This window comes from Micromonospora sp. NBRC 101691 (assembly GCF_030269285.1).
Lineage (GTDB): Bacteria > Actinomycetota > Actinomycetes > Mycobacteriales > Micromonosporaceae > Micromonospora > Micromonospora echinospora.
In genome coordinates, this window is the sequence record NZ_BSTB01000007.1 from 175,615 (window position 1) to 182,418 (window position 6,804).

Below are 6,804 nucleotides of genomic sequence, written 5' to 3' on the forward strand. Positions count from 1 at the left end.
ATGTCGTCGCGTCGTGACCAGGTGGACGCCCAGCGGTACATGATGACCCGGGTGACCGGTGCGCTGGTGCGGGCCGAGCCGGAGACCGCCGAGTCACCGACCCGCCGGGACCGCACCGGCACGATCGTCGGTCTCGTGCTCGGGATCCTGGTGCTGGGCGTGGTCGCGATCTGGGCACTGATGCCGGGATCGGGCTCGACCAGTTGGCAGCAGCCACGGATGCTGGTGGTGGACTCCGCGACCGGCGCGCGGTACGTGCTGGTCGACGGCCAGCTGCGCCTGGTCAACGACGTGGCGACGGCCACCCTGCTGGCCGGCGGTCGACTCACCCCGGTCACCGTGTCCTCGGCCAAACTCGCCAAGGTGCCGCAGGGCCCGGCGGTGGGTGTCCCGGCCGGGCCGCAGGTGCTGCCGGCGGCCAACCGGGTCAACCAGGGTGTGTGGCGGGCCTGTAGCCGGGACACCGGCCGGGTGGTGCTCGACGTCGACGTGCCGGCGGCCCCCGATCCGCTCGGTGACGGGCAGGCGCTGCCGGTCACCGCGGGCGGTAAGACCTACCTGCTGTGGGGCGGGCGGCGGCTGCTCCTGCCCCAGCCGTGGATGGCCGACGTACTGGGGCTGGGGCTGCTCGCTCCGGTGCCGGTGGCGACCGCGTGGCTGGAGTCGATCCCGCTGCACGGCACGGTCGGCCCGCCGAAGGTGGCTCGGGCCGGCGGCGCCGGGCCGAGGGTGGCCGGTCGGCCGACGTCGATCGGCCAGATGTTCGCCGTCGACCTGGGCAACGGCACGGTCGGCCACTACCTGATGACCGCCGACGGGCTGGCCCCGCTCACCGAGACCGAGTACCGGCTGCAACGGGCCACGCCGGGCACGGCCCGGGAGACCACCATCAGCGCGGCCGATCTGGTCGCCGCCGGCCAACGCAGCCCGGTACGCCCGCTGACCACGCTGCCGGCAACTCCACCGGCCCCACCGTCCATGCCCGAGGACGCCGTGGTCTGCGTGGAGTACGCGGGGCAGGCCGACGAGAAGCCCACCGTCGTCCTGGCCAGCGGGACCGGCATGCCGGCCGGCGGCAGCGGCGGGAAGACCACCGTGACGGTGCGGGTGCCGTCGGGCGGGGGAGCGCTGCTGATGCCCCCGGCGGCCGCGGGGACCGACCGGTGGCGGCAGCAGGGGCTGCTGGTCAACGAGCGGGGGATCGCCTACCCGATCCTGGGCGGCGACGTCACCACCCTGGGCTACTCCCTCAACCAGGCGATGGTCATGCCCACCGCGCTGGTCGCGATGGTGCCCGCCGGGCCGGCACTGGTCCGGCCGGAAGGGAGGTGAGGCCGCGGGGCACCCGAACGTCCCGCCGCCGTGGCCCGCCCCTCCGGACGGACCTGCGGCAGGCGCGAGCACATTTCCCACCTATCGCAACAACACGACCGATAGAGGACAAGGAGAGTCATGCCAGTCAACCAGCAGGGGATCGTCGCTGATGAGGCGACCATCAAGGGCATGGTCATGGCGTTCGGCCAGGCGCAGGCCGAGGCCAAGAACAGCCAGGCCAACGTCACGGCCGCCAGCAGCAACCTGTCCGCCCAGTGGCAGAGCGACTCGGCTGCGCCGCGGTTCCTCCAGGCCGTCCAGCAGTGGCTGAACGGCTTCCAGAAGGTCCAGGCGGGCCTGGACATGCTCAACCAGAACATGCAGCAGTACGCGCAACTGACCACCACGACCGAAGACGACAGCGCCATGCGGGCCGGCGGCTGGGCCGCCGGCTGACCGGCGAGCCCTCACCTGTGAAAGCCGGGCCGACGAGCCCGGACCGACGAACGACAAGGAGGCCGGGAATGGCCAACTACAGCATCAACCCCGCTGCGGTTCAGGCGGTCGCCGACGAGATGGCCAGGGAGACCCGCGAACTCGACCAGTCGCTGGCGAACCTCCAGACCTCGGTGGCGCGGTTCACCGCGGCCAACAACGGTCAGGCGCCGGAGGCCTACAAGGCCGCCCAGGCGCTGTGGAACCAGGGTCAGCAGGAGATGAGGGCGGCCCTGGCCCTGGGGCAGCAGCGCCTTCAGGAGATCAACGTGAACTACCAGCACGGCGACAACCGGGGCGCGGCCATCTTCAGTTAGCACCCCGCCGAACCTGATCTCGCACGAGGTCGGGACGGCAGTTCCGCCGAGCCGCTTCCGGGTCAGACGCACTGGTCCACCGCACCACCGGGTGGACCGGTGCGTCTGACCCACCGCTGTCCACGGACTCGCCCGGACCTCGGCCCCGGCCGGGTGCGGACAGCCGAGTCCCGCTGGCCCGTCCCCATACCGAGAGGAACGCACGATGAAGAACATCGTCATCAACGAGAGCTACCTGCGGAAGCTGCACGGCACCTACACCAAGCAGGTCGACGAGATCGATCTGATGTACGGCAAGGTCTACCCGTACGGCTCCCTGCCGGATTCCACGGTCGACATCACCAAGCAGTTCAAGCTGCGCCTCGGCGGGAAGGGCTTCACCGAGGCGGAGGACCTGACCGGGGCGATCGACGTCGTCCGGGCCGGCATGGCCAACCGGTTCAAGGGCGCGCGGGGCGAGCTCAACAACCTGGAGCACGGCATCAAGTTCCTGCTGGCCGACTCCGACGCCACCGAGCAGGTGAGCACGCTCAGCGCCGAGCAGTTCGAGTACTTCATGCCCAAAACCGGGGGTTAGTCATGGCGAACACCGCGACGTTCGAGGATGCCCTGGCGAGCATTCTGGGGCTGGTGCTGGGCGGTGGAGAGGGCGGGGAGAAGGCTTCCATCAACGACAGCTTCCGACCGCGGACCATCAAGGGGCCCGGTTACTGGCTGATCACCCAGACGAGCACGCTCAAGCACACCGGCGGTTGGATGCCGGAGTACAACAAGGACGCGGTCACCTTCTACCGGTGGAAGCAGAGCGGGGCGACCAAGCACATCACCCGGGTGACGGTGTGGGTGGGCGTGACCAGCCGGGACGACACCCAGGGGCAGAAGGGCAACTCCACCGACCCGGGGAACTCGACCAACGCCGACGGCAACCCGGTCGTCTCGCTCGGCAACGCGTGGGAACGGATGATCAGCGACCTGCCCAAGGTGGCCGGGCCGAACAAGGCGTTCGACCCGGACTCGATCGGGTCGGTCCGCGAGATCCTGGGCAACCTGACCACCCACGCGCTGGGGATCTCGAGCGAGCTGACCGACCAGGTCAAGTCGGTGAACGTCAAGAGCCCGGACTTCAAGGGCTCCGCCGAATCGGCCTGGCGGCACCGGGTGCAGGAGGCGAACAAGTACCTCGCCGACGTCCTGCCCCAGTTCAAGCAGTGGGACACCTCGCTGGCCCAGGTCGAGCAGGCCATGAGGGACTTCATCACGGCGGTGGCCGACACCTTCGAGAAGTGGTCCTCGATCCACCCGGCCGGCACCTGGCAGCACCCGTACCGGGTCATCGCCACCATGTTCAACGAGAGCACCCTCCAGTACGGCGACCTGCACGACGGCCAGTCGAACGCCTGGGACCTGGGTCAGCAGTACGCCGACACCGGGGACCAGGAGGGTACGGAATACCGTGGCACGAAGTTCGGTGGGTCGGACGCGGGTACCGTCATGTGGACGCCGCCCGCGTGGGTGAAGTACCACTCGTTCGACGCCTTCAGCATCCCCGAGTGGAACAAGTTGGACCAGCATCTGCGCCAGATGTGGGCCGACAACGCCCTCAAGACCTTCGAGCCGGCGGTGCTCGCGGCGAAGAACCTGGTGTCGGTGTTCGCCGAGGCGCGCAACCCGATGAGCATCACCGACCCGAAGCCGGTGCCACCGAACCCGATGCCCAACGACGTGGGGATGCCCAACGGCGGGTTCCCCAACAACCCGTTCGGGAACATGGGGAACCCCTTCGCCAACTGGGGCGACCCGTTCGCGAACATGGGCAACCCCTTTGCCAATGTGGGTAACCCCTTCGCGAACATGGGCAATCCCTTCGCCAACGTGGGCAATCCCTTCGCCAACGTGGGTAACCCGTTCGCGAACGTGGGAGCGAACTTCGGCAACCCGTTCCCCAACGGCGGCGGGCTGGGTAATCCGTTCGCCAACGGCACCGGTGGCGGTGCTTTCTTCCCCACCAGCCTGGTGCCCAATGCGGGTGCCGGTGGTGGTGCGGGTAATCCGTTCGCCAATGGCTTGGGTGGTTCCTTTGCTGCCGGTGGCGTGGGGGATCCGTTCGGTGGTGGTGCCGGCGGCGGCCTTCCCACCAGCCTGATACCCAATGCGGGTGCCGGTGGTGGTGCGGGTAATCCGTTCGCCAACGGCTTGGGTGGCTCCTTTGCTGGCGGTGGCCTGGAGAATCCGTTCGGTGGTGGCGCCGGCGGCGACCTACCCGCCGACCTGAAGGTCAGGTCGGGCATGCCGTCCGAGGGTGGTGGCGCGGGCAATCCGTTCGCCAACGGCAGCTTGGATGCTGTGGTTGGCGGCGGTGGCGCGGGCGATCCGTCTGGCGGCGGTGGCGCGAACGGTCTTCCCCCCGTTCCGACCCCCGAACCGGTCGTACCGTCTGCCGGCGGTGGCCTGGAGAATCCGTTCACCGGCGGTGGCGGGGGCAGTTCCCTGCCGACCAACAACTTCGGGATCTCCCGCAAGCCGTCGGGGCCGCAGTCGTTGGGTGACCTGACGCCGTCCCAGTTGCGGCAACTGGACGGGGCCGGGCTGCTGGACGATGTGCCGCTGACCGCTGAGCAGGCTGACTACCTGCGGAAGAACGGTCTGTCGCCGGGGGGTGCGACGAAGCTCGGTCAGCTCAGTCCGGATCAGCTTGACGCGCTGCAACGCGGTGGACTGCTGGACGAGACCCCCCTCACCAGCGACCAGCGGGCGAAGCTCGGCCTGAACGGGCCGCAGTCGTTGGGTGACCTGACGCCGTCCCAGTTGCGGCAACTGGACGGGGCCGGGCTGCTGGACGATGTGCCGCTGACCGCTGAGCAGGCTGACTACCTGCGGAAGAACGGTCTGTCGCCGGGGGGTGCGACGAACCTTGGGCAGCTCAGTCCGGATCAGCTTGACGCGCTGCAACGCGGTGGACTGCTGGACGAGATTCCACTGTCGCCCGCCGAGCGGGCGAAACTCGGGCTGCCGCCCGACCCGTCGGGGAGTTCCGGCGGGGGTGGATCCGTGCCGGGCGTGAACACGGGGAGGTTGCCGTGGCCCGACACCGGCGGGGGTGGATCCGTGCCGGGCGTGAACACGGGCAGGTTGCCGTGGCCCGACACCGGGCCGACGGCGCCGGTGGACCGGAATCCGTTCCCGACCACGGTCGACGGCAAGGACGTGTCGCCGAAGCCGGGTATGACCGGGAATATCACCGCTCCTCCGGCACTCGGCGACGTCACGAGACCCGGTTCGGCCAGCATCCCGCAGGTTCCCGGGGTGCAGGTCGGCACCGGGGGCCTGTCGGCGGTGCCGGGTGTATCCGGCTCGCCCGGAGCGCTGACCCCGGACAAGCTGGGGGTGCCTGTCGGAGGTCCGGTCGGGGCCAACCTGACCCCAGGTCCGGGTGCCGGCCCTGGTCTCCCGCAACCCGGCGCGGGCGGTATGCCGGGCGGTGGGATGCCGTTCATGCCCCCGATGATGCCGGGCATGGGTGGCGCGCCCCACCAAGGGCAGGACCGTGATCGCCAGCGCAGCACCTGGCTGAAGGAGGACGAGAAGGTCTGGGGTACCGACCCCGACTGTGCGCCTGCGGTCATCGGCCGGCGCGGTCGTGACGCCCGGGTCGAGGAGGACGAGTTCGGCATGCCGGTCGACGAGCGCCCTGGCAGCCAGGACGAACGTCGCCGGTACCGGGGCCGTTGAACACGGTTGCACCGACGTGAACCCGGTGCCGCAGATCAGCCGTGGGATAGAAGAGGAGGTAGTCGGGATGAGCATGTTGGGCGACGAGGAACTGTTGGCCGAGATGCGTGCGGCCCTGAAGGACGTCGACGAGGCGGCCGACCGGGTACGCCGGCGCGTGGCCCGGGCGCAGACCACCGTGGAGGACAAGAAGAAGCTGCTGTCGGTGACCGTGGGTGGCCACGGCGAGCTGACCCGGATCACTTTCAACGGGGACGCCTACCGGCGACTCGCGCCAGCCGAGCTGGCCGACCTGATCGTGACGACGGCCCGTACCGCCCGCGAGAAGGCCCAGCGCAAGACGATGGCTGGCACCGCCGAGCTGACGCGTCACCTCACCGGCCTCGACGACGCCGCGCAGTCGGCCGGGAGCATCGAGGAACTTGTCGAGGGCATCGCCAGCATGGTTTCCGGCGGTGCCGACCGGCGGACCGGGCCGGCGGCGTCATGAGCGGGCAACGGATCGAGCACCACGGGGATATTCTGCTCCAGAATGTGCCGGCGGTGCTCCAGTTCAAGGACCACCTGATCAGCACGGTGGACCCGGTGCGCCAGATCGCCGAGTGCCGGTGGGCGGCCGGCGTCCCCGCGGACGACGAACTGAGCCTGCAGGCCGTCGCGGCCGTGCAGCAAGTGCTCGCGGGCATCGTGCTCATGGCGTACGCCAAGCTGGCTCAGGGGGCCGGATTCCAGGGCGAGAAGCTGCACAACGTTTTCCGTGTCGGGGAGAACACCGAGGCCACCATCAACGAAATGGTCCCGGACATGAGCGGTGGCGCGCGGGGTTGATCCGCGGAGACGAGATGGCCGAGGGCCGGGGCGGTGGTCTGCGCCGCTGAGTGATTCGCACTGAGCGACCAGGGGCAGGGAACGGAGGCGTTGCGCGATGGGTGAGGTCGCCGTTCCTTCC

7 protein-coding genes are annotated in these 6,804 nt (G+C 69.6%); all 7 read left to right on the forward strand.

Annotated features, from left to right (window positions below; genetic code table 11):
• The 7 genes from eccB (at position 1) to QSK20_RS14050 (ending at position 6,683) form a co-directional block, all read left to right on the forward strand.
• Positions 1–1,332: a type VII secretion protein EccB gene (eccB, locus tag QSK20_RS14020; RefSeq protein ID WP_285789048.1), complete on the forward strand. Its 1,332-nt coding sequence runs from the start codon at positions 1–3 to the stop codon at positions 1,330–1,332.
• Between the two features lie 120 nt (positions 1,333–1,452).
• Entirely contained in the window at positions 1,453–1,770 is a 318-nt protein-coding gene (locus QSK20_RS14025; RefSeq protein WP_094977945.1) for a hypothetical protein, read from the forward strand.
• 68 nt (positions 1,771–1,838) lie between these two features.
• Positions 1,839–2,126, forward strand: coding sequence for a WXG100 family type VII secretion target (locus tag QSK20_RS14030; protein ID WP_091644242.1), 288 nt, complete (start codon positions 1,839–1,841; stop codon positions 2,124–2,126).
• Between the two features lie 205 nt (positions 2,127–2,331).
• Complete coding sequence (locus QSK20_RS14035; RefSeq protein WP_285789049.1) at positions 2,332–2,703, forward strand: hypothetical protein; 372 nt, start codon at positions 2,332–2,334, stop codon at positions 2,701–2,703.
• A gap of 2 nt (positions 2,704–2,705) precedes the next feature.
• Positions 2,706–5,855 carry a hypothetical protein gene (locus tag QSK20_RS14040; RefSeq protein ID WP_285789050.1) on the forward strand — a complete coding sequence of 1,050 codons (3,150 nt, stop codon included), beginning with the start codon at positions 2,706–2,708 and terminating at the stop codon, positions 5,853–5,855.
• A gap of 67 nt (positions 5,856–5,922) precedes the next feature.
• Positions 5,923–6,345, forward strand: a complete 423-nt coding sequence (locus QSK20_RS14045; protein ID WP_285789051.1) for a YbaB/EbfC family nucleoid-associated protein — start codon at positions 5,923–5,925, stop codon at positions 6,343–6,345.
• Entirely contained in the window at positions 6,342–6,683 is a 342-nt protein-coding gene (locus QSK20_RS14050) for a hypothetical protein (RefSeq protein ID WP_285789052.1), read from the forward strand. Before QSK20_RS14045 ends, QSK20_RS14050 begins: the two co-directional genes overlap by 4 nt.
• Positions 6,684–6,804 lie beyond the last annotated feature (121 nt).